Origin of the sequence: Ferroplasma sp. (assembly GCF_031200575.1) — an archaeon.
GTDB lineage: Archaea > Thermoplasmatota > Thermoplasmata > Thermoplasmatales > Thermoplasmataceae > Ferroplasma.
Window position 1 is genome coordinate 142,463 of the sequence record NZ_CP133597.1, and the last position, 20,751, is coordinate 163,213.

Sequence of the window (20,751 nt, forward strand, 5' to 3'; positions counted from 1 at the left end):
ATGATAGGGATCATTAATTTATCTCATTCTGATCCACTTTACATGGCGTTCCCTGCCGGTCAAACAGTTAGGAATAGTGCTGCAGATAATCTTAAATATTTAATGGCAGGGAGTATAGAGATAGGCATGATATCACTGGTTTCTTACATAAAAAACAGGGATAAGCTGAAGCTTATCAAAAGCATGAATATACATTCCAGAGCGAATACACTATCTACGCTCCTTGTCTCAAAGCTTGATCATTTAAAGGATAATATGAAAATAAATGTAACGTCCCTGACAAAAACCACTGAACTTTATCTAAAACTTGTCCTGGACAGAATGGGATTATCATATGTAATCTCCAATTCAAAATATTCCGACCCTGGCAATCTTTTAAAAACAGCAGATTATGCACTGATTATTGGTGATAATGCAATAGAGGCATATTCTGGAAACCTTAACATATTAATGGACACCGGCCTGGAATTTTCAAAACAGTACCATATGTATCCGGTATATGCCATTTCAGCTGCGGCAAATGGCACAAATGTGGACGACAGCATGGTAAATTATCTTAACGGCCGTATAGCGGAATCAAAAAAATACATTAAGGATGCAGTTGAGTTGAATTCAAAAAAATTCAATGTCAAGGAGGAGGTTATGAAGGAGTATTACAGAAGCATAGATTATTCCTTTAGTGAACCGGTGATGAAAACAGTTGAATTTGTATCAGGATTAAATGACTTGTAGATAATAGGCACTAATCTATAAATTGGGAACATATTTATTTTATAAAGCCATATTATAATTATGATTTCTTACAGTTACATGGACAGTGTTGAAAATAAAATAAAAAATGGCGAAACACTTGATGAAAATGAGATTGTATACCTGTACGATTCCGCCAGCCTCAGGGACCTTGGAAGGCTGGCAAGGTCAATTACTGATGAAATATCCGGAAACAGGGTCTCATTTGTTTCAAATCTCATACTAAATTATACAAATATATGCAACGTCCGCTGCCATTTCTGCGCATTTTACAGAAAGCAGACAGATAGTGATGCATATACCCTGTCGGTGGATGGTGTTGTTGATGAAATAAAAAAATACTATGAGCCATATGGTATTAAGCAGCTGCTGATACAGGGCGGCGTAAATTCTTTTCTTGATCTTTCATATTACACAGAATTATTTCAGAGAATAAAAAAGGAATTCCCAAGGCTTGGGATACACGGGCTTTCAACTTCCGAGTTACACTTCATATCACTCAAGGCCCATATTCCTGTAAAAGATCTTCTAATCAAATTAAGGGAAAGTGGTCTTGAAACAATCCCGGGTGCCGGTGGAGAGATACTTGATGGCAGCGTCAGAAAAAGGATGGGACGCCCTGAGGAAAGCGGAAGGCAGTGGCTTGAGATAATGGAAGAGGCACATAAGCTGGGAATACACACATCTGCAACAATGATGTTCGGCCATCTCGAAACATCTATGGACAAGGCCCACCATATGCTCTCAATACTGGAGTTGCAGAAAAAATACCACGGATTTTTATCATTTACACCGTGGAATTTTGAGCCAGGAAACACAGAACTTGCAAAGGAGGGTTATAAATACAGATCCGGTGGAGTTTCTGTACTGAAGAACATTGCAATTGCAAGGATAGTTTTCAATAAGGATTTGCCCGTAATACAGAGCTCATGGCTCACAAATGGCATGCAGATGGCACAGATGGCAATACTCTTCGGTGCAAATGACTGGGGAGGAACAATATACGATGAAAAGGTTATACCCGCAACCGGCAAACAGGTGGGCAATCTCAGAAAAGACTATATAATTAATTCTATAAAACAGCTGAATATGATTCCTGTTGAAAGGGATAATATGTACCGTGCCATCAAAACATATTAAAAATTAATTTTATAAAATTATTATTTAAAAAGTTCTATATATTTATATGGTTTTAATTTCCCGAAACAGTATTGAACCTGCTGGAACTGGGATTTAAAGTCCCTTACCTTTTCAGCCATAGCTTCCGGCTCTTTTTTCTTTATAATTATATCGCTGATCAATTCTGCCAGATATTTTATGTCAGATTCCTTGAAACCTATTCTGGTCACTTCCTGTGTTCCTATTCTTATCCCGCTCGGGTTCATTGATTTTTTATTGTCATCATATGGAAGCAGGTTCTTGTTCAGTACTATATTGCAGCTTTCAAGTTTTTCAGCAACTTCCTTTCCACCGCCGTTCTTTGAAACGTCTATTGCAAGTGTATGGGATTTTGTAAATCCATTTTTTTCTCCAAGGACCTTGAAACCGTATTTGCTCAATTCAGAACCCAGTGTTTGTGCATTTTTAATTATCTGCTTTGCATAGGATTCCCCGAAGTCAAGATGTTCTGCAAGGGTAACTCCCAGAGCTGCCATGGCATTCAAGTGGTGATTGCTTAGCGTGCCCGGGAATACTCCACGCTGGACCTTTTTCCATTTCTCCTCCTCTGTTTCACCGATAATTATTCCATGCTGTGGGCCTGGAAGTGTTTTATGTGTACTCCCGGTAATGATCTGTGCACCCTCTCTCAGTGGATCCTGGAACTGCTTTCCACCTATTAATCCCAGAACATGTGCTGCGTCGTAGACAACTGTCGACCCGATTTCATCAAATGTATCCCTCAGTTCTTTCAGTGGGGTCGGGAAAAGGAAAACAGACTGACCGAACCATGCCAGTTTTGGTTTAACCTCTTTCAGAACCTTTATGGTACCGTCAATGTCAATATTCATTTCATCAACATCAAAGGGATAATTAACTGTCTTTAATCCCCTGAAGCCAACAGCACCGAATGACGCTGAACTGATATGGCCACCGCCAGATAACGCGGGCGTAGTTATAGTATCACCTGGCTTTGTAAATGCGTACAATACCGCCATGTTGGAATTGGTTCCTGAAAGTGGACGTGGGTCAACATACTTTGCATTGAACAATGCCCTTCCAAGATCTGTCACCTTATCCTCTATAAGATCGACAAACTGGTTTCCCTGATAGTATCTTTTATGTGGCAATCCTTCTGCGTATCTGAATCCAAGATCAGTGAGAAGCATTTCCATTGCCATGGGACTCATTATATTTTCGGATGCTATAAGAGGTATGCTTTCCTCGAAAAACTTATTATGCTTCATTGCAAGTTCCCTTATAAAAAGTGCGTCCTCCAAAAATTCATCACTTTTATTTATCATTAAATAGATAATATAAAAAGGTATATTTATCTTTAGTTTATAAAAATAAAATTTATTTTCTCTTTTTTATTGCATAGGCTGCCACTCCGATTATTGCAAGTATTGCAATAACACCTCCAGCTATGTAGTATTCTGTGTAATTGTTAACTGCCTTGAATGGAACATCAGATACCTCTATTGTATGATTGGAGAAGTGCGGTATGTACATAAGCACATACATTCCTGATGAGCTATTTACATAGGAATAATATGCATGACTGCTGCTTGTTTCGTTCATGAGCGTTGAAACAGTGACATATGATGCTATTTTTCCATCAAATTTTACATATGCATGCCCTGTATTTTTTGTTACATTATTGCCTATGAATATTGCCACTATTGTATGGTGATTAACAGATGAGTCCACATCAAATGTTGCTGTTGATGATGTCTTTCCTGTAAATACCATATGAATTGAGGAATTATAATATAAGGTGCTGTTTGTCAGGGTCCCGTTAACCATGTTCAGGTCGATTTCGGATGATACGATTCCTTTCATTATTCCGCGCATTACAGTTGTATTGTTATTAATTTTCTGCATTCCTGGTGGAACGACCATATTTACAAAAACTGGTCCTGTTTTTGCAGAGCTTATTGATATTTCATGTCCGGTAATTTTGAAAGACCCATTATGTACAAATAGCATTGCTATGGTGCCGTTGTTGTCAATAATTATCATCTGTCTTCCAGCATTTACGGTATTATTGAAATTCACCATGGTATGCATGGCAACATTTGAATTTGTGAATACACTGCTGTTTGCCTCTGCGTTAAGACTTGCATTGGCTGACGAAGAAACCTGCATGTTGCTTGTGTTGTATATAGTTGCCCCGGATGGCACATATATGTGTATCGTCCCATTATGTACCAGCATGTTTGTTTCTATTGTTGGGTTGTTATGCATTACAAAGAATGATGAGGTATTGGTATACATAAAGAGGTTCCCGATTACATTTGTACCCTGGAAGAGTAATGGGATATATGGCATGCGTATATCAAGCGATGATGTACTGTTTGCATATAGTTTGCTTATAATCTGTGTCGATGTTAGATTATATGTTAAATTGGAGAAAACTCCACTAGTGGAATTGAAATTTCCGGTTAGGAATCTCCCCGAAATGTTGCCTGTGGTCGTGTTATACATTAATCTTGCACCGTAATTATGCATATGTTGAAAATGCGCGTTTATGCTGGAATTGAAATTCGCACTACCTGACATTCCATTATAACTATCCCCAGAAATTGCATTCTGCTGCACACTGCTACCTGCTGCTAGCGGAACAGCTGCAGATACCGACATGGCCATCAGTATGACAACCAATAATGTTAAAACTATTTTAGCTTTCATAAACATAAACCTAAATTTGGATATTTATATCTTACTAATGAAAAACTAAAAAAATTTTATAATGGATTTCTAAATAAGGCGGCATGATTTTAATTATTGCGTCCAGGAAAGATGGTGCCAGCATGGAGATGGCAGATAAAATGATTCGCCTGTATAATTTCAGGCAGGAAAATACTGACACGTTTACATACAGGAATTATAAACTCCTTTTTATTGGTAATTTGCATATTTACAACAATGTGGAAAATCTGGATGATTCAATTGAAAAAGTGGTATTTCTATCCAAGCATTCATCCAGTGCAGGGGTTAAATCACTTACGGTGCATCCAGTGGGAAATTTGAGGAAGGCAGAACTTGGCGGGTTTGATAATGTAATAGTGCCTTCTGATCCAGAGGGTATGGGTGCGTCACTGAGATATATAAAAAGTAACTATCATGGGAACTACTTTGAAATTACATTTGAGGCCACGCACCATGGGCCTTATCTGGAAAAACCATCGTACTTTATAGAAATAGGCACAACAGAAAATGAATGGAAAATGGATGGAATTGCAGAGTTAATGGCAAGGTCTGTAATAGATGGTGAAATTATAAAATATAAAAATTATGTTGGAGTAGGAGGTGGCCATTATGCACCAAAACTCAGTTCCTATTTTTTCGAAAATGAAATAAACATAGGGCACATAATTCCGAAATATATCCACGAGACAATATCCATTGAAGAAATAGAAAGTACAGTAAAGAAAACACCAGAATGTAGGGGATTCCTCATGGACGCACATGGTACTAAGGGCAGGGTCAAGGATATGATAGGAAAAATAGCAGATGAAATGAACCTTGAAATTATAAAGATATAATTTTTCTAAAGTTAAATTATAAATAAGTGAAATATAATTTTATCCGGTGTTTATATAGATGATTGCCAGTGCCATGGCAAATCATTGCATACTCAATGTTTATATAGTAATTAATATTATAATGATATCAGTGAAAAAAATGGAAATAGAAACTGAAGATAAGCCTCCAGGTAGTCCGTTAATCAGGGATTTTGATATTGGAAATTATCTAGGGAACAGTAATTTTTTCCTCAAATATGAGGGCGTAAATCCTACAGGAACCCAGAAGGATAGAATTTCTAAAAAACATGTTGAAAATGCCATAGAGAAAGGTTACAGCGAAATATCTGTGGCAACATGTGGAAACTATGGTGCATCCATAGCATATTACGCAAGGGCAATGGGCATAAAAGCCATTGTTGGAATTCCATCTGAATATTCAAATTCAAGATATGCAGAGATAGCAGCGTACGGTGCAGAAGTCATAGAGAAGCCACTCAAATATGAGGAAATGGTTGAATATATGAGGGATGAAGCGGGGAAAAATGGCTGGTATGATGCAAGCCCTGGATCACAGAACAGTGATCTCGATGTGGCAGGTTACAGTGAAATAGCCTATGAAATTTATGAGCAGTTAGGATTTGCCCCTGATTATGTCTCTGTGCCAGTTGGAAATGGAACAACAATGTACGGCATATATTATGGATTTCTCAAATTGATGAGAAATGGAAGGTCTGATAAAGTCCCATCGTTCATAGCGTCCAGCACAGATGGGGGCAATCCAGTGGTTTATTCATTCATGAATGGGTTCAGAAGGATAGTTGAACTTGATCAGGATAGTATAGTGGAGACCCATAGCAACGAGCCACTGATAGCATACAGGTCATATGATGGTCAGAAAGCACTTGATGTGCTTTATAAAACAAAGGGCAGGGCATCGTATGTATCTGATGAAGACATGATAAATATGTCAGCAGGGTTCAGGGAAATAGATCATCTATCGGTACTGCCTGCATCGGCTTCGGCTGCTTTGGCTGCATTAAAATATGCTAGGAATAAAAGTTGTGTGATAGTATTAACTGGAAGTGATAAATAATGGAAAAGGCAGTGATTCTCTCAGAGGGATGTTTTGCAACAACATACGGTAAAACGGCTAATGGACTTGTGAGGTACAGTAAAAGATATGAAATCGTATCTGTAATAGATTCGAGATATTACGGCATGGATGCCGGATATGTCCTCATGGGCAGGCAGGATGGCATAAGAATTGTAAGTACCGTACAGGAGGCAAAGAATCTTGGGGCAACAACAATGATAGTGGGTGTTGCAACCGACGGTGGGTATCTTCCTGTAGAATATAGAAAATTTGTTTCAGATGCAATAGAAAGTGGAATGAATATCGTCAGCGGGCTGCACCAGTATATCAGCAACGACCGTGAGTTCAGCAGGATGGCTCAGAAATACGGTGTTCAGATAACAGATGTAAGGAAGATGTTCAATGGCTATGAATATTCATTTACGGGGAAAATTGAGGAGGTAAAATCAAAAAAGATTGCAGTGCTGGGGACTGATAGTGCAATAGGTAAAAGAACTACAGCTGTTTACCTGAACGATGCCATGAACAGGCAGGGGAAAAGTTCAGAATTGATCGGTACTGGTCAAACCTCATGGATGCAGGGCTTTCCATACACGGTTGTCATGGATTCCATAATAAATGATTTTGTTGCAGGTTCCCTGGAGTACATAACTTACAGGGCATGGCTGGAAAAGCACCCCCAGTACATGTTCCTTGAGGGACAGGGTTCAATACTTCATCCTGCATATCCTGGGGGGTTCGAGATCATAGGTGCAATGAGACCAGATGCCATTATTCTCCAGCATGCGCCAAAAAGGAAATACTATGATGGGTTTCCTGAATTCCCCATAGAACCACTGGACAAGTATATAAAGGTACTTGAGCTGGTATCCAGCAAGAAGGTAATTGCAATATCCCTTAACACAGAAAACATGGAGCCCTATGAGATAGATAATGAAAAGGTAAAACTGGAAAGACAGTATGGAATACCTGTTTTTGACCCGCTTCAGGAATTCGAAAGCATTACAGGCGTTATATCAGATTTATAAACGTCTGTTACATTATACATAGGGGAATAAATGTACATCGATAACATAATTTCTTTCAATAGTATAGAGGTCAGCATAGATAAAATAGAAAAACGCAGAATAACAGGGTACATAAAGCTCGATGATTTCAGTTACAGGTTAATTTTTACATACGCAGAGGATATAGATGTGGACAGGAATATAGCCGGATTAATACTTACAATGCCGGCAATAAATTACACATATTTCTCCAGAAAACTCTTACTGAATTTTCCGGTCAGCCAGAGGGATATAAAACTTATAAGGGATTTCATGGTCATAAATGCCCATGAGGTGTTCATTAATAAGATAATTAACAGAAGGTATGATTATATCAAACCAGAATTTATTCCAGCAGAAAGCGACATAAACAAAGAAAACGCAGATGGGATCACAGAGCTTGTATGCCCAGAAATCGTAAAGGATGAAAATCCATGGATTACTTACAGGGAAAAGGTTGCAATAATGTCATCCGGAGGAAAGGAGAGCCTTCTGGCATTCGGAATATTCAATGAAATAAACAGATCGGAAAACAACTATGCATTTTATTTTGAAGAATCAGGTTCACACTGGTTAACTGCAAAGACAGCATATGATTATTACAGGAACAACTTCGGCAATGTAATGAAGGTCTGGTCAAACACTGATAGATTCTATCATGAAGCTTTAAAACACCTGAAAATAATCAGGCAGGAAATGATAGATATAAGATCGGATGATTATCCCATACAGGTATTCATTTTTCCGCTGTACATATTCCTTCTTCTTCCAATGATCAGGAAGTATAAGATAGGAAACATAATAATGGGCGATGAATTTGATGATCCCCGCGGCATGGAGGATTATAAGGGCCTGAAATATTATTATGGAATATTTGACCAGACATATGATTTTAACAGGATGATCTCTGCTTATTTCCGTGATAAGGGGATAAACAGTGAAGTTTACTCCATAGTTTATCCGGTAACCGGATACGTTGAAGAAAAAATACTGATGGAAAGGTATAGAAACCTATTCCTTCAGCAACGGTCATGCCACTCCTGCCATGAAAAAGATGGTGTTATCTATCCTTGTGGAAAATGCTCCAAATGCCTGGGTATTTTATTATTTATAGAATCTGCAGGTGGTGACCCCAGGGATATAATGTATTCTGATACAGACATAAGACTGCTCGGGCGCAGGCTTTTAAAATCCCGGTTAAGGTTGGATCCTGATGAGAGGCAGTATGCAGAATCTAAGATCGGGTTTTCTGATAATAAGAATATGGAAATAAACCATGTTGCGGGAATGCATATAATGCCCTATGAAAAAGATGTACTGTCAGCAGTCCCGGAAAATTTCAGGCCTTCCATAAAGAAAATTTTATCCGGGTATACTGATGGAACATATGAGCTAAAGGATAATGCATGGGTAAGAGTTCAGAAATAACTTTCCTGCACAGCAATGCATTCCCCGTTGGTAGTGCACCTTGAATAATCATTTAATGGATTGATATTAGTTTTGATAAAGTTCTGCGCCCATGAATACTTGGAAATAAATTCATCGGCTAAATCAGGATAGCCCATAATATACAGGGCTGCTGCAAGTGCCTCCAGAGATGATAGTTTCCCAGGTTTTCCATAATTAACCGGATTTACCGGCAACAGAAGGGGAAGTTTCCTGCCATTCTTCGCCTCTATATTTTCAATAGAACTTATTCTGTTCCATGAACCGTCGATTACAACAATACCATGCCTTTCATAAAGTTCTTTATCTGAATTTAGAAGGAAATTTTCTGAATATGGAGTTAGATATAGTTTACTGTAAATTTTATTTATAGGGATATGTATTGCCAGACCGTATCTTTCAAGTTTTTTCATTGTAGATTTTTTAGGGTCATCCTGATTCATGTAAACATAGAATATTTTTTCCATGAAATATATCAGTTAGAATAAAAATATAAAATTTGGTATTTTATGTGCAGAAATTGACCGGTAATAAAAGTGTGTAGAAAAATTGAACAAATATATCAATGATTGAATACATTTATATAGTATATTTAAACGTTAATACAAAATTTCAATATAATATTATTACTATATGTATAACTAATAAATATGTGGATTAAATATTAGTAAGTGTTTTAATAGGATGATTTAAATATACAAAGATAAAAATAGAAAAGTAGTTATATTGAATACTCATGGATTTCTATGGTTGAAAATATGGACAAAGTTAAGGATATAATTGCCAGGGAAAACAGGATCCCCGTGTGGTCCCTACCCACAGCATTTCTCGGAATTATAGGCCTGGGGTATTTCTTTACCTTTTATGATATATCAGATATTGGTCTTGCAATGCCTGCGATAGATGAACAATTCAATCTCCATGGCTCTATAATTCTTTTCATAGCGCTTTCAGTTGGGCTTATAGGATATGCAATTGGATCTTACATTATAGGAAGCCTTGCAGATATATTTGGCCGGTATAGATCCATGATTTTAACCATGGCATTAACTGCAATCGGTTCCCTCGGGGATGCACTATCTTTCAACGTGCCTGAATTGACAATTTTCAGATTCATAACAGGGATAGGCCTTGGTGCGGATCTCAATCTGGTATCCATATACATAACTGAATTTGCACCTTCTGCAGTTAGGGGTAAAATAACTGTATTCACCTTCCTTATAGGTATATTTGGGCAGGCTGTAACACCGTTTATAGGTTATTTCCTTGTGCCTGCCTTCACAACAGGATGGCGCTGGCTATTCGGAATTGGAGCAATAATCGCATTTATAGCAGTATTTTTGAGAATGGAGCTTCCTGAATCTCCAAGATGGCTCGCCACGAGGGGTAACAACATATCAAAGGCTGAAAAGGTTCTGGAAATGATGGAAGCAAATGCCAGCAAGAAGGTGGGAAAGCTTCCTGAACCACATCCAGAATCAGTTGTTGTGGAGGAGCCAAAATTCCCCACACTGTATCTGTTCAAAAAACCATATTCAACCCGTATGGCGCTTCTTATAGCGGTGTGGTTTTTCTGGTACATAGGAAATTATGCGTTCCTTGGTGATGCTGCATCCCTGCTGGAGGGGATAGGATTTACAGTTGCAGCGGCCATACTGTACATAGCCATAGGGGCAATAATAGGTTATCCAGCAGGAGCCCTTATCATGATGTATACTTCAGATAAGTATGAAAGAAAGCATGTTATTTTTGCAGCTACCTTAGTATGGCTGATAGGCATGATATCTATGGCAACAAAAGTGATTGATTTCCTTTATTTTGGATCTTTCCTTGCCGCACTTGGACTGGGGATGTACCTTCAGGTAGCATACACGTTCACTGCAGAAAATTATCCCACAAGGGCCAGGAGCTCAGGATTTGGTATAACTGATGGTATAGGGCATGGTGGAGGCGCGCTGGGTGCAATACTCCTGCCCATACTTGTTGCAACCTATTCATGGGCATTTGGATTTGTTTTCATTGGAATTACGGGCTTCATAGCCGGACTTCTTGTACTCATAGGGGGCACAAGAGTGTCAAGAAGAAACCTGGAAGACATATCTGAATGAAATAAATTTTTAAACATTAAACAATATTTATCAAATAATCAGAATTTTTATTCCATAATTTCGTGATTATTTGAAGTTTTCTTATCAATACATATTATTTATCGAATTACATGCATTCCATGCAATGAAAAGATTTATTAAACGATTTTTACTATAGAATAATGCATTATATTGTAGTAACCGGAGGGGTAATTTCCGGTTTAGGAAAGGGTACAATAACATCTGGATTATCTTATCTTTTAAAAAATAGTGGTTTCAGGGTGACCAATATTAAAATAGACCCGTATATTAATTATGACGCAGGCACAATGAACCCATACCAGCACGGAGAGGTTTTTGTACTGAATGATGGTGGGGAGGTAGATCTGGACCTTGGGAATTATGAGAGATTCCTGGACACTGCACTAACATCCGCCAATAATATAACAACAGGAAAGATATACAAAGAGGTAATAGAAAAGGAAAGGCGCGGTGATTACCTGGGAAGTACGGTACAGATAATCCCGCATATTACAAACGAAATCAAGGCACGTATAAGGAAGGCTGCTGAGGGATATGACATAGCGCTCATAGAGGTTGGCGGTACAGTGGGTGATATAGAATCAATGCCGTTTCTTGAGGCACTCAGGCAGATGAGATCGGATAAAGGGGATTCAATGATCTTCGGGCACGTTACACTTGTCCCGGAGTCCGGATCAGAACAGAAGACAAAGCCAACACAGCACAGTGTAAAGGAATTAAGGGCAATAGGAATACAGCCAGATATATTGTTCTGCAGATCCTCCAGGCCACTGGGTATAGATGCAAGAAAGAAGATTTCTCTCTTTACAGATGTTGCTGGGAAAGGCATAATCAGTGTTTACGATGTTTCTAACGTATATTTTGTTCCCATGGTGCTTGAAAAACAGGGAGCGCTGGAATATACCAGGGAACTCTTCAAATTTGATGACCATGAATTGAATTATACATTGAGAGAGTTTACGAGGAATATTGAAAAACCCACAGAGGAGGTTACAGTTGGGCTTATAGGGAAATATGTTGATATGCAGGATGCGTATATTAGCCATAAAGAGGCATTTTCACATGTAACTGGAAATACCGGCATAAAAGTAAACATCAAATGGATTGATTCCGACGATCTGATAAAAAGCACAGAGCAACTGGACGACCTTGACGGAATACTTATTCCGGGTGGATTCGGATACCGTGGCGTGGAGGGAAAAATTGCCGCTGCAAAGTACGCCCGGGAGAAACGTATTCCATATCTGGGCATATGCCTTGGATTCCAGGCATCGGTTATAGAACTTTCAAGAAACCTTTTAAAGTTAAAGGATGCAAACAGCACAGAATTTGATCCTGGGACACAGGATCCCGTTATAGATATTCTGCCAGAGCAGAGAGGGATTAAGGATCTTGGCGGGACAATGAGACTTGGTGCAAAAACGGTGCTTATCAAAAAGGGCACAATTGCATATGAAATCAATGGATCTGAGAGAATAAGTGAAAGGCACAGGCACAGATATGAGGTGAATCCGGAATATATAGAGAGACTTGAGGAGAAGGGTGCCATATTTTCGGGAACTGATGACGAAAAGATAAGGATGGAAATACTTGAATTGAACGACCGTGATAATTATATTGCAACACAGTATCATGCAGAATTCCAGTCCAGGCCATTAAACCCCTCAAAGGTACATTTATATTTTATAAAAAAATCACTGGAATACAGAAAAGAAAAAAGAGGTAGTATATATGCAGGAAGTACTGAATAATTTGGTAAAGAAATTGAACGATAAGATAGCAAGCGATCAGACGTATGCAAAGAAGTTGCAGAACGTAACAAAATCCATCGATATTGTTTTTGATGACAGGGATTCATATTATTTCAAGGTGGAAAACGGCCATATAACAGAGCCTCAGAGCGGAAAGATAGACGCAGACATAACTGTAACTGTAAGTTCGGATATTTTCAATAAGATACTGTCAAAGGAAATCAATGCCATGGATGCCTATATGAAGCAGCAGATAAAAATAAAATCATCACTGATGGATAAGTTATTATTGAGCGATTTGCTGAAAGCATAGAATGATAGACCATAATCTGGATAAATATAATAAAGCCCTTACAAAAAGCGTCAATGAATGCTACGAAATAGCCCTGGAGGCAAGATCCCTGGGCAGGGACGTTTCCACAGACGTAGAAATACCGCTGGCCAATGACATGGCTGAAAGGGTTGAAAAATTAATTCAGATTGATGGAATCGCAAATGATATAAGGGAACTCAGCAAAACAAAGTCCAGGGAAGAAGTATCCCTGGAGATTTCCAGAAAGGTTGCTGAAATGCTCAAGTCCGATAGAAGAATGGCACTTGAAAAATCGGTTCGGGTTGGGCTAGCAATTTTAACAGAGGGAATACTTGTTGCCCCACTGGAGGGAATCAAGGAGGTTAACATAGTTCCAAACGATGATGGTACTGAATACGTTGATATTGTATATTCAGGGCCCATAAGAAGTGCCGGTGGAACTGCACAGGCCCTCAGTGTTTTGATGGCAGATATTGTCCGCAGGGAATTGAACATAGGGAGTTTTAAGGCAACGGATGAGGAGATAGAGCGTTATATAGAGGAGATACAGGCCTATAACAGGTCAAAGCACTTGCAGTATCTTCCGACTCCAGATGAAATACGGCTTGTTATTGGCAATTCTCCGGTTATGATAGATGGAGAGGGAAGCGAGGAGGAAGAAATATCAGGACACAGGGACATGAAACGCATCCCCACCAACCGTATAAGGGGAGGAATGTGCCTTGTTCTCTGTGAGGGTTTAATTCAAAAATCAAGAAAGGTCCTTAAGTATACAAACTTAATGAATTTAAAGGAATGGAATATCCTGGAAAAAATAGGCAAAAATAAAACTGAAGAGAAGGGGGATACCTCACAGAAATATCTCCGTGATATAATAGCAGGGAGGCCTGTTTTCGGATATCCTAACAGGCCAGGAGGATTCAGGCTAAGGTACGGGAGATCAAGGCTTTCAGGACTTGCTGCAGCGTCCATAAATCCAGTTTCAATGTACATTGTGGATCAGTTCATAGCCATAGGTTCCCAGATAAAGGTGGAACTGCCTGGAAAGGCTGCTGCAATAACACCCTGTGATACGATAGATGGGCCATCCGTGCTTCTAAAATCTGGAGAACACAGGAAGATAAGGACAGTTGAGGAGGCAAAATCCATAGAAGATCAGATAGAGATGATAACTGATCTGGGTGAAATCCTTATTGCCTATGGAGATTTTCTGGAAAACAACAAAAATCTGGTAACCTCTCCATTTACTTTGGAATGGTGGTCATATTATTTGCCTGATGATTTAAAAAAATTCGAACGTTCGAAGCCCGATCAGTTTGAGGCGGTCGAAATATCGAGAAAATACAATATACCTCTTTATCCTGAATATGATTATTACTGGCATGATTTAACGGTGGAAGAACTTAAATCACTTATTTCTATGATTAAGCGGGGCAAAATAAATGATGGAAAACTGTATATTAGTGCAGACGCAAAGGATGTTCTTATAAAACTGGGTATCGAGTTCAAACATGAGGGTGATTATATTGTATTAAAGGAGTATTATCCATTACTTGCATCCACCGGCTTTTCCATAGAAAATGGAGTTCCAATGGGAGATGGCACTTTTACAGCTAATAGTGCCCTTGAGGCTGTTAACCAGCTTTCCGGCATCATAATCAAGGCAAGGTCCCCTGTTCGTGTGGGGGCAAGGCTTGGTAGACCTGAGAAGGCAGGGGACAGGAAAATGAAACCCAAGGTCCATGTATTGTTCCCCATCCTCAATTACGGTGATAACAGAAGATCAATACTTAATGCTGCAAAGAATAAAACTGAGTATACCATAGAACTCAATGCAAGAGTGTGCAAAAACTGTGGCAATGAAACACCGTTAACAGTGTGTGAGAACTGCGGTTCAGTAACATACAACCAGAACCAGAACAGAAAAATGAAAATCGACCTTAATAATGTCCTCCAGAAGGCAGAGTCGAGACTTAATATAAGGCCAGACCAGGTTAAGGAATTAAAGGGTGTTAAAAAATTAATGTCAAAGAACAACGCCGTCGAGCCTATAGAAAAAGGGATATTAAGATCGATACATGATATAAGCATCAACAAGGATGGCACATGCAGGTACGATATGTCAGATATACCTATAACCCATTTCAAAAAATCCGAACTTAACCTGACATCTGAACAGCTTGAGGCGCTGGGTTATCCCGACCAGGAGATAAATGAAATATATCCACAGGACATAATAATACCAGAAGACTCAGCCAGGTATCTCCTGAATGTTGCAAATTTTGTTGATGATTTGCTGGTCCGTTATTACAATATGCAGCCATATTATTCATGCCACGATATAAATGATCTTATAGGTGAGCTTGTTATTGGACTGGCCCCACATACATCAGGAGGCATTGTTTCAAGAATAATTGGATTCTCAAAGGTAAGTGGATGCTACGCCCATCCCTTTTATCATGCTGCCAAAAGAAGGAACTGTGATGGGGATGAGGACAGTATAATGCTTCTGCTTGAAGGGCTGCTTGATTTTTCCAGAGATTTCCTGCCATCTACCACTGGCGGTTTAATGGACGCCCCTTTGGTACTTACAGTGCTTCTGGATCCTGAAGAAGTGGACAAGGAGGCAATGAATGTTGATACACTATGGAAATATCCACTGGAATTTTACCAGGCCACCGAAAAGGGTATTCCACCTTCCCAGATAGAGAAAATTATGCTCACAATGAAAGCAAAAATAGAGGCCCAGGGAATATATACCGGTTCTGGATTTTCCTTTGATACATCTGACCTGAACGGTGGAGTGCTGATGTCTGCGTATAAAACCATAGACTCCATGGAGGAAAAGATAGAAAAACAGCTGGGACTGGCAACCAAGCTTTTATCCGTTGATGAGAACGATGTTGCCGCAAGGGTAATATCATCACATTTTCTACCAGATATGTTTGGTAATATGAGGAGTTTCTTCACACAGGAATTCCGCTGCACTAAGTGCAACACAAAATTCAGGCGTATCCCACTCTCAGGGAAATGTTTGAAGTGCGGATCAGACAATATCATACTGACAATACATCATGGTAGCATAGTAAAATATCTAAAGGAGACGGAAAAGGTCATGGATGAATACAGACTGCCAGTTTACCTGCAGTACCAGATAAGGCGTTTAATAGATTCAATAGACAATACATTCGATGTTTCTGAACCTGTTAAGGTTGAAGAAACAACACTGGAATCATTTAAATAAAGACAAGCAATAGAGAAGTATGATAGGTTCATTATTTGTAACAGGACCAGCAGGTACCGGTAAGTCTACATTCTGCGGTGCTTTCAAGGACTGGCTTATACAGAATGAATATGATGCAATTATTGTGAATCTGGATCCTGGCGCAGAATACCTGCCATATGAACCAGATATTGATATAAGGGAGTTTATTTCCCTGAATGAGGTTATGTCAGCCTATTCACTGGGCCCGAATGGTGCACAGATAGTTGCTGCTGATTTGCTTCTGGATAATATAGAAAAAATAAAATCAAAACTTGACCTTTATGATGATTATTATGTAATATTTGATACACCCGGGCAGATAGAGCTTTTCAGCTTCAGACCAGGGAGCCCGCTGCTGGTTAAATCGCTGGCGAATAAAAAGGCCATGATAGCGTTTATGGCGGATTCCATGATTTCACAAACACCTTCTGGTTATGTTTCTGAAAAAATGCTTTTCGGTTCCGTATACTCCAGGTTTTATGTTCCAATGATGTTCATACTGAACAAAATTGACCTCATTGGAGAAGACAAGGTCAAAGAAATATCAGATTGGGAGGATAGCCCGGATCTCCTCTATGATGAACTGAGAAATGAGAATACAGATACAGTAAAGGATTACTTTCTTAATATAATAAATGCACTCAAGGACTCTGAAATATTGAATAAAATAATTCCTGTATCTTCAAAGGACGCTATGGGTTTTGAGGATGTATATACTGATATGTCAGATTTTTTCCAGGGAGGAGAGGATACAGATACCATGTATAGGGATGACTGACCGCCGTATTGTTAATTAACTATTTTGCCATGGTGGTAATGATATGAAGGCAAGAGAGCTCGTTGATTTCATAAAACTTGAGCATACGGTATTCGATCTCCCGTTTATTTATGCCGGTGCAATAATAGCATCTGCCGGTTCATATCATTTTTTGAAATACATAATAATACTTATTACTGCCACAAGTGCAAGAGGAGCAGGCATGTCCATAAACAGGATACTGGGCCTGCGCTATGATAAAATCAACCCAAGGAAAAAGGACTGGTCCCTGGTAAAGGGCACAATGAAGCTCAGAACTGCATATCTATTCACAGCCATCCTCATAGCAGTATTTGAAATTTCAACATATTTACTTAACGATGTTGTGCTCTATCTTTCACCGGTTGTGATACTATTTTTCATAGCCGATCCACTTTTAAAAAGGGTAACATCATGGAGGCATCTTTTCATGGGGTTTACAATAGGGCTTGGAGTTCTTGGAGGATTCCTTGCCATAACACCGGTTTTCCCACCCCTGATAATTTACATTACCGTCCTTATTTCTACCTTCTGGATAGCCGGATTTGATATTATATACACCATACCGGATATGGATTACGACAGGAAGAACAATCTGAAAACCCTGAATGTTAGGTTCGGCCTCAGGAATGGGATGGTCATATCATATATTTTCCATATATTTACCATATTGCTGTTCGTTTTCATAGCCTTCCTGGTAAGAAATATTTATTATGATTTTCTACTGATCCCCATAATAGGATTGATACTTTACGAGCATGTTATTGTAAACCCATCAAATATAAAAACCATCAGAATGTCTTTTTTCAATGCAAATTCATTTATAGGAATTATATTTCTGATCGGCATGATAATATCATTTTACCGGTGAATTAGAGAACGATTCTCACATCCACAGCAAATGCACCTTTTTCATTTACAATTAATGGATTTATGTCCATCTCCTTAATATTTAGATCTATAAACATGTTTGATATCTTCGATATGGCACTCACCGTTGCATTTACATCGTAATTGCTATTCCTTGCCCTGAGCATGTCCAGAATCTTACTCTCCTTTATCATCCTGTATGCTTCATCCTCGGAAACAGGGCATATACCATAGCTCAGGCTTTTTATGACCTCCATATAAACCCCTCCTATTCCCACCACAATAGCTGGCCCAAATACGGGATCCTTTATTCCCCCGACAAATATTTCGGCCCCGGAAACCTGCTGCTGCATTATCACCCTTTTATAGTTGAGTTCTGTAAATGCCTTTGAAACTGTATCTTTCTCCACATTCATAATAACACCTTTTACGTCTGTTTTATGCACAGGTGTATCAGGTGAAATTTTCATTACAAATGGATATCCAACAGTATCTGATTTTGCCTGGGCTTCATCCACGTTTTCAGCCATTGCATAGAGAGGTGTTCCTATTCCATATATCTCCATAAGTTCCATTGCCTCAAAATCCCTAAGATAGGTTTTTCCAGTAACCAGGTCAGCTGCCTTCCTTATTGGATTGGATGTCCTGATCTTTTTTACAGGTTCAGGCCTTTCCACCATATACTTTATTGATTTGATCGCGTCCTCAGGGAATATAAATGATGGAACCGATACGGAGTCGAGAAGCTTTGCCGCTGCGTTCTGGTCCAGGCCCATGGTAATCCCTATTACTCCCTTTCCGCGATAATTTACCACTGCCTTTGCAACATCAGAACAGGTAACCATGGGTAAGGACTGCACAATAACTATTTTAGTACAGTCCAGATCCTTTACTATCCCAAGGGCGTTATTATATCTGGTATAATCAGCATCCCCGGAAAGGTCTATAGGATTTCTAGGCGTACTCTGTGCCGGTATCACACTCAATAGCTCCTGCTTTATCCTGTCAGGAAGTTCTATTTCCTTCAAACCCTCCGTATCTATTGCGTCTGTAGCCAGCACTCCGTGTCCTCCAGAGTTTGTGATTATAAGTATATCGCCTGTTACCGGTTCTGAAGATAATACTATCTTTGCAAGATTGAGCATGTCCTCTATATTGTCCACAAATATGCCACCAACAGTTCTCACTGCAGCACGGAAGATATCTATAGATCCTGCGACACTGGCTGTATGTGTCTTAACAGCGGCTGCCCCTGTTTTTCCTATTCCGCCCTTCAGGAATATGACTGGCTTTCTTTTTGTAACATCCGGTATAACTGACAGGAACTTATTCCCGGATGAAACACCCTCCAGATATGAAAATACTGCCCTGGTTTCAACATCCGAGGAAAGGAATTGAAGTGCATCCGTTTCGTCCACATCTGCCTGGTTCCCAAGGCTAATGAAATAGCTAATTCCCACATTGGATTCCTGGGCCCAGTTGAGCATGTACACACCCAGCCCACCGCTCTGTGCAACAATTGCAGCCTTTCCCCTTTTTACATCTGCAAAGGCAAAGGTTGCGTTAACCTCAGGTGTTATTAAACCGATCGTGTTTGGACCAAGGACACGTATATTATTTTCTCTGGCAGTTGCCATTATCCTGTCCTCAAGTTCTGCCCCGTGCTGGTCAGTTTCCTTAAAACCAGAGGTTATAATGATTGCAGCTCCTGCTTTTATTGCTGCTGCATCCTCCATCACCCCTGGCACAGCATCCCTTGGAACAACGATTACAACAAGATCGACCTGATCCTTTATATCCCTCAAATTTTTATATGCAGCGTAACCCAGTATTTCAGAATTTTTATTATTCACAGGATAAATTTTGCCCGAGAAAGATGATGATATGTTCCTTAAAATGATGTTGCCGACCTTGAGGCTATCAGAAGATGCACCAACAATTGCTATGCTTTTAGGTTTAAATAATTGTTCCAGCATAAACTATTATTTATCATTGAGTTAAATAGTTTCCCCATAGGAGCTATAACGGAAAATCCTCACCCAGGTCCCTAGTATCAATGACATCTATGAACTGGCTTATCATTTCCAGCGATTGGAAATATAACCGTTCAGAATAAGTTGAGGATATGTCAGATACCACTATGCTTCTATATTCACGCATACCTGCATTAATAGAGCTGATGAACACATCAGTATCTGTTAAAAATCCGCCAAATAATACAGTTTTTCTTTCAGTATCTTTGAGGACGTTTTCAATATTGCTTTGATAAAAAATATCCTCTTTTTGAACTTTTATTTCATTTTTTACTGCTATCTTATTATTAAATTCCTTTATAAAATTTTCATCATAATCAGATTCCGGGGGCATATTCTTTTTCCTGTTCTTTTCCTTTAAATTATGTATTACATTTAAATCAGGGTTACTGACATTATAGCAGATTTCTCTTTTGGTGAATATAACAGGGATATTGTATTTGGAGATGAAGGAATTCATATAATCCATACCCATGAGAAATTCCATTTTGCTAAATGTGTGCCTGAAAAACTCTGTACTGTAATTAATCATAACCAATGATGTATCATCTGGATTTATCATAGATGTTTA

General features: G+C 39.0%; 17 protein-coding genes. 12 read left to right on the top strand and 5 right to left on the bottom strand.

The genetic code is table 11. The features are described 5' to 3' along the window. Positions 1 to 732: an MqnA/MqnD/SBP family protein gene (locus RE471_RS00850; protein ID WP_309214868.1), complete on the top strand. Its 732-nt coding sequence runs from the start codon at positions 1 to 3 to the stop codon at positions 730 to 732. Positions 733 to 792: 60 nt separating this feature from the next. Next, on the top strand, positions 793 to 1,890 hold the full coding sequence (locus tag RE471_RS00855) for a CofH family radical SAM protein (RefSeq protein WP_309214869.1): 1,098 nt from the start codon (positions 793 to 795) through the stop codon (positions 1,888 to 1,890). A gap of 20 nt (positions 1,891 to 1,910) precedes the next feature. Here RE471_RS00855 and glyA read toward each other — a convergent pair whose 3' ends face one another. Together glyA and RE471_RS00865 are read right to left on the bottom strand one after the other, a co-directional pair. Continuing rightward, positions 1,911 to 3,212: a serine hydroxymethyltransferase gene (glyA, locus tag RE471_RS00860; protein WP_309214870.1), complete on the bottom strand. Its 1,302-nt coding sequence runs from the start codon at positions 3,210 to 3,212 to the stop codon at positions 1,911 to 1,913. Between the two features lie 52 nt (positions 3,213 to 3,264). Continuing rightward, positions 3,265 to 4,599: a hypothetical protein gene (locus RE471_RS00865; RefSeq protein WP_309214871.1), complete on the bottom strand. Its 1,335-nt coding sequence runs from the start codon at positions 4,597 to 4,599 to the stop codon at positions 3,265 to 3,267. 83 nt (positions 4,600 to 4,682) lie between these two features. Here RE471_RS00865 and RE471_RS00870 point away from each other — a divergent pair, with 83 nt between their 5' ends. From RE471_RS00870 to RE471_RS00885, 4 genes are all read left to right on the top strand, one after another. Next, entirely contained in the window at positions 4,683 to 5,456 is a 774-nt protein-coding gene (locus RE471_RS00870; RefSeq protein ID WP_309214872.1) for a D-aminoacyl-tRNA deacylase, read from the top strand. Between the two features lie 139 nt (positions 5,457 to 5,595). Continuing rightward, positions 5,596 to 6,531 (top strand): pyridoxal-phosphate dependent enzyme, encoded by a 936-nt coding sequence (locus RE471_RS00875; protein WP_309214873.1) that lies wholly within the window; start codon positions 5,596 to 5,598, stop codon positions 6,529 to 6,531. Continuing rightward, positions 6,531 to 7,559 (top strand): DUF1611 domain-containing protein, encoded by a 1,029-nt coding sequence (locus RE471_RS00880; RefSeq protein ID WP_309214874.1) that lies wholly within the window; start codon positions 6,531 to 6,533, stop codon positions 7,557 to 7,559. The genes RE471_RS00875 and RE471_RS00880 overlap by 1 nt, the downstream gene beginning before the upstream one ends. A 30-nt stretch (positions 7,560 to 7,589) precedes the next feature. Further along, positions 7,590 to 9,005, top strand: coding sequence for a metal-binding protein (locus tag RE471_RS00885; RefSeq protein WP_309214875.1), 1,416 nt, complete (start codon positions 7,590 to 7,592; stop codon positions 9,003 to 9,005). On the opposite strand, the gene RE471_RS00890 is transcribed toward RE471_RS00885, so the two are convergent. Then, positions 8,996 to 9,490: a DUF367 family protein gene (locus RE471_RS00890; RefSeq protein ID WP_309214876.1), complete on the bottom strand. Its 495-nt coding sequence runs from the start codon at positions 9,488 to 9,490 to the stop codon at positions 8,996 to 8,998. The genes RE471_RS00885 and RE471_RS00890 overlap by 10 nt on opposite strands. A gap of 279 nt (positions 9,491 to 9,769) precedes the next feature. Here RE471_RS00890 and RE471_RS00895 point away from each other — a divergent pair, with 279 nt between their 5' ends. The 6 genes from RE471_RS00895 to RE471_RS00920 all read left to right on the top strand — a co-directional run bounded on the left by RE471_RS00895 (position 9,770) and on the right by RE471_RS00920 (position 18,148). Further along, positions 9,770 to 11,131 (top strand): MFS transporter, encoded by a 1,362-nt coding sequence (locus RE471_RS00895; protein ID WP_309214878.1) that lies wholly within the window; start codon positions 9,770 to 9,772, stop codon positions 11,129 to 11,131. Positions 11,132 to 11,289: 158 nt separating this feature from the next. Next, positions 11,290 to 12,903, top strand: coding sequence for a glutamine hydrolyzing CTP synthase (gene pyrG, locus RE471_RS00900; RefSeq protein WP_375379263.1), 1,614 nt, complete (start codon positions 11,290 to 11,292; stop codon positions 12,901 to 12,903). Next, positions 12,884 to 13,216 carry an SCP2 sterol-binding domain-containing protein gene (locus RE471_RS00905; RefSeq protein WP_309214880.1) on the top strand — a complete coding sequence of 111 codons (333 nt, stop codon included), beginning with the start codon at positions 12,884 to 12,886 and terminating at the stop codon, positions 13,214 to 13,216. The genes pyrG and RE471_RS00905 overlap by 20 nt, the downstream gene beginning before the upstream one ends. A 1-nt stretch (position 13,217) precedes the next feature. Beyond that, positions 13,218 to 16,460, top strand: a complete 3,243-nt coding sequence (locus RE471_RS00910; protein WP_309214881.1) for a DNA polymerase II large subunit — start codon at positions 13,218 to 13,220, stop codon at positions 16,458 to 16,460. Between the two features lie 19 nt (positions 16,461 to 16,479). After that, positions 16,480 to 17,259 carry an ATP/GTP-binding protein gene (locus RE471_RS00915; RefSeq protein ID WP_309214882.1) on the top strand — a complete coding sequence of 260 codons (780 nt, stop codon included), beginning with the start codon at positions 16,480 to 16,482 and terminating at the stop codon, positions 17,257 to 17,259. Between the two features lie 43 nt (positions 17,260 to 17,302). Continuing rightward, a complete protein-coding gene (locus tag RE471_RS00920; RefSeq protein WP_309214883.1) occupies positions 17,303 to 18,148 on the top strand; it encodes a UbiA-like polyprenyltransferase in 846 nt (281 codons plus the stop codon). A 1-nt stretch (position 18,149) separates the two neighbouring features. Here the strand turns inward: RE471_RS00920 and RE471_RS00925 are convergent, their stop codons facing one another. Further along, positions 18,150 to 20,123 (bottom strand): acetate--CoA ligase family protein, encoded by a 1,974-nt coding sequence (locus RE471_RS00925; protein ID WP_309214885.1) that lies wholly within the window; start codon positions 20,121 to 20,123, stop codon positions 18,150 to 18,152. 43 nt (positions 20,124 to 20,166) lie between these two features. Continuing rightward, entirely contained in the window at positions 20,167 to 20,742 is a 576-nt protein-coding gene (locus RE471_RS00930) for an isochorismatase family protein (RefSeq protein ID WP_309214886.1), read from the bottom strand. Positions 20,743 to 20,751: the final 9 nt, after the last annotated feature.

What these genes read in the sequence shown, in the direction of transcription:
- RE471_RS00850 (WP_309214868.1), top strand. Translation starts at nt 1, where the DNA reads ATGATAGGGATCATTAATTTATCTCATTCTGATCCACTTTACATGGCG.
- RE471_RS00855 (WP_309214869.1), top strand. Translation starts at nt 793, where the DNA reads ATGATTTCTTACAGTTACATGGACAGTGTTGAAAATAAAATAAAAAAT.
- glyA (WP_309214870.1), bottom strand. Translation starts at nt 3,212, where the DNA reads ATGATAAATAAAAGTGATGAATTTTTGGAGGACGCACTTTTTATAAGG.
- RE471_RS00865 (WP_309214871.1), bottom strand. Translation starts at nt 4,599, where the DNA reads ATGAAAGCTAAAATAGTTTTAACATTATTGGTTGTCATACTGATGGCC.
- RE471_RS00870 (WP_309214872.1), top strand. Translation starts at nt 4,683, where the DNA reads ATGATTTTAATTATTGCGTCCAGGAAAGATGGTGCCAGCATGGAGATG.
- RE471_RS00875 (WP_309214873.1), top strand. Translation starts at nt 5,596, where the DNA reads ATGGAAATAGAAACTGAAGATAAGCCTCCAGGTAGTCCGTTAATCAGG.
- RE471_RS00880 (WP_309214874.1), top strand. Translation starts at nt 6,531, where the DNA reads ATGGAAAAGGCAGTGATTCTCTCAGAGGGATGTTTTGCAACAACATAC.
- RE471_RS00885 (WP_309214875.1), top strand. Translation starts at nt 7,590, where the DNA reads ATGTACATCGATAACATAATTTCTTTCAATAGTATAGAGGTCAGCATA.
- RE471_RS00890 (WP_309214876.1), bottom strand. Translation starts at nt 9,490, where the DNA reads ATGGAAAAAATATTCTATGTTTACATGAATCAGGATGACCCTAAAAAA.
- RE471_RS00895 (WP_309214878.1), top strand. Translation starts at nt 9,770, where the DNA reads ATGGTTGAAAATATGGACAAAGTTAAGGATATAATTGCCAGGGAAAAC.
- RE471_RS00905 (WP_309214880.1), top strand. Translation starts at nt 12,884, where the DNA reads ATGCAGGAAGTACTGAATAATTTGGTAAAGAAATTGAACGATAAGATA.
- RE471_RS00910 (WP_309214881.1), top strand. Translation starts at nt 13,218, where the DNA reads ATGATAGACCATAATCTGGATAAATATAATAAAGCCCTTACAAAAAGC.
- RE471_RS00915 (WP_309214882.1), top strand. Translation starts at nt 16,480, where the DNA reads ATGATAGGTTCATTATTTGTAACAGGACCAGCAGGTACCGGTAAGTCT.
- RE471_RS00920 (WP_309214883.1), top strand. Translation starts at nt 17,303, where the DNA reads ATGAAGGCAAGAGAGCTCGTTGATTTCATAAAACTTGAGCATACGGTA.
- RE471_RS00925 (WP_309214885.1), bottom strand. Translation starts at nt 20,123, where the DNA reads ATGCTGGAACAATTATTTAAACCTAAAAGCATAGCAATTGTTGGTGCA.
- RE471_RS00930 (WP_309214886.1), bottom strand. Translation starts at nt 20,742, where the DNA reads ATGATAAATCCAGATGATACATCATTGGTTATGATTAATTACAGTACA.